3 protein-coding genes are annotated in these 2361 nt (G+C 36.9%); all 3 read right to left on the bottom strand.

Annotated elements, in window-relative coordinates; all coding sequences use genetic code 11:
- Nucleotides 1-355: TRAP transporter small permease (locus tag DCC39_RS18665; RefSeq protein ID WP_133243517.1), on the bottom strand; the 355-nt coding region annotated here is incomplete at its 3' end.
- 148 nt (nucleotides 356-503) lie between these two features.
- Nucleotides 504-1586, bottom strand: a complete 1083-nt coding sequence (locus DCC39_RS18670) for a TRAP transporter substrate-binding protein (RefSeq protein ID WP_116556386.1) — start codon at nucleotides 1584-1586, stop codon at nucleotides 504-506.
- A 317-nt stretch (nucleotides 1587-1903) separates the two neighbouring features.
- Nucleotides 1904-2361 (bottom strand): TRAP transporter large permease subunit (locus DCC39_RS18675; RefSeq protein ID WP_116556387.1); only part of this gene is annotated, 458 nt, incomplete at its 5' end.

Here is a 2361-nt window from a genome sequence, read left to right on the forward strand (position 1 = left end):
GCTGCATTTCATTTTTATGGTTTAGGAAAACCCCGACATAAATGTAGGCAATAATCAGCGTGACCACCACATTTAACAGGCTGCCAATCGCATCCATCACAAGCTGGCCTTTCTGTGGGAACCTATCCACGATAATCCCGATTGAAATATGGCCATCGACCCGTTGCGTGTAGGCAAGCCCGCACATGATAAGGACGATCATGCCTAGCTGAACGATTTCCACATCACCGATGATTGGAGTAACCGTCAGACGGCTAATCACGGCAATCGCAATAAAAAACATCATAAATGCCATGACAGCTAAAGCAATCCATCGTGTCACATTTGTTAAAAACCGGATAACGTTCGTTAACATGCAAAGCACCTCAATTCTTTGGAAATAAATGATACAAGTTAGATTAATACCAATTTTCCGAATGGATAAATTACAGCTTCTTTTAAAATAGAAGCTTCTAACCCCTAATTAAACAGGATTAGAAGCATTCGTATTCATACATCATCGATTATTTTCTTTCTTCATCAATCATTTTCAACAAGTCATCAAGCATTTCTTGGCCGTTATAGCCTTTCTTATTCGCATCTTCAACCCATTCATCCCATGCTGGTTTTCCCGCTTCTCTAAATTCTTCTAATTCTTCATCTGTAGGAGTAATCACTTCTCCACGTTTTTCAACTGCTTTTTCAATATCGGCATATGCCGCATCAAGCTCAGAATCATAGCTTTCAATGATTAATTCTGATAGTTTTGGAAACAATTCTTCATCAAAAAGTTTCTTCAAGTCATCAGGAAGGCTATCATGAAAATCTTTGTTCATGACCGGAATTAATGGTGTAACAGAAACGCCAAGCTTCGTAATATAAGGTGCTGGCTCATAAAGTTTTTGCCCATTTGCACCAATCGGTGTAAAGAATGTTGTATCGATTTGTTTCTTTTGAAGTCCTTCATACTGGTCTTCAGTTGTCAAGGATACAGGAACACCGCCAATTGATTTAGCAAGTGCAGTTTCACTTTTTCCACTAGAACGCATTTTTTTCTTTTTCAAATCGTCGACTGTTTTGATCGGTTGAGTTGAAAACAAGGCATAAGGATCAGTAGCAGTAGGATCCGTAAGAATAATATCTGTTAAATCATCATCCGCATATTTTTCTCCGAACTTTTTCAAAACAGCTGCAGCTTCATTAGAATCTTTAAACATGAACGGCAAGTTTCCAATGGAATAAGGAAAGAAGTTCGTGTCGTAGAAATATTGAGGAACTAAAATACTAACTTCATATAATCCACCAGTAATATCTTGATAGACAGAAGAAGATTTACCTAATGAACCGCCATGGTAAAGATTTACTTTGACTCTACCATCTGTTTTTTCTTCAACAAGTTCTTTCCACGGCTCATACACATTGTATGCATAATGGTGTGTTGAAGGCTGCCAGTTGTTTACATTAATTTCGTAAACTTCATCTGAAGAACCTTTGTCTCCCCCGTTAGCGCTTTCACTCTTACTATCACTTTTGCTTCCGCAGCCAACTAATAAAATACCCATTAATAATACAAACAGCCCAAAAAGACCTTTTCTCTTTGTAAACATCTCTTCACCCCTATAACTCTCTCTTTTTATTATATTTAGATAATAAAAAACTCTTAACGTTCCGATGATGGGTATATCGTACTGTTAAGTATTATCTGCTAATAAGAAGAATATCACAACGCCTATCCTTGTTCAACAATTTTTTTAACAGGAAGATACATGATTTTACAAAGTTATAATAATTGAATAATTCGCTATAATAGTATTATTTTAATATCGGACCAAAACAAAAAATGCCTTTTAAAAACATTCTATGAATGTCTAAAGAAGGCATCTTGAAAGAAGTAGTTAGAAAGTTAAACAAGCTAAATGCTGCATTAATACATATTGCTCGGTAAAAATATAGCAATCTCAGGGAATAAGTAAAGAATAACAATCAACAACAAAATCGGAATGATGAATATTACAGCACCTTTAAAGATTTCACCTAATGAAAGCTCAGGCGCTGCTCCCCTTAACACAAAACAGTTCATGCCTACAGGCGGTGTAATCATGGCCAACGCAATAAGCAGAACGATAATGACACCAAACCAGATGAGATCATGCCCCATTGCAGTGATAAGCGGCAGAATGATTGGAATTGTGATCACAACCATCGCCAACGCGTCCATGATTGCTCCCAAAATGAGGTACATCAGGACAATAATCGCAAACAACAATGCAGGCGGAAGTGATAATCCATTCAGAAGATCGGCTAAGTAAATCGGTATCTTCGTAATCGTCATAAAATAGTTTAAGAGAAAAGCCATGATGATAATCGCGAATAAAAACCCTG

It is taken from the genome of Pueribacillus theae (genome assembly GCF_003097615.1).
In the GTDB taxonomy this organism is placed as follows: Bacteria; Bacillota; Bacilli; order Bacillales; family UBA6769; genus Pueribacillus; species Pueribacillus theae.

Bases quoted from the DNA above. Each gene is read 5' to 3' on its own strand.
- DCC39_RS18670 (WP_116556386.1), bottom strand. From the start codon at position 1,586: ATGTTTACAAAGAGAAAAGGTCTTTTTGGGCTGTTTGTATTATTAATG.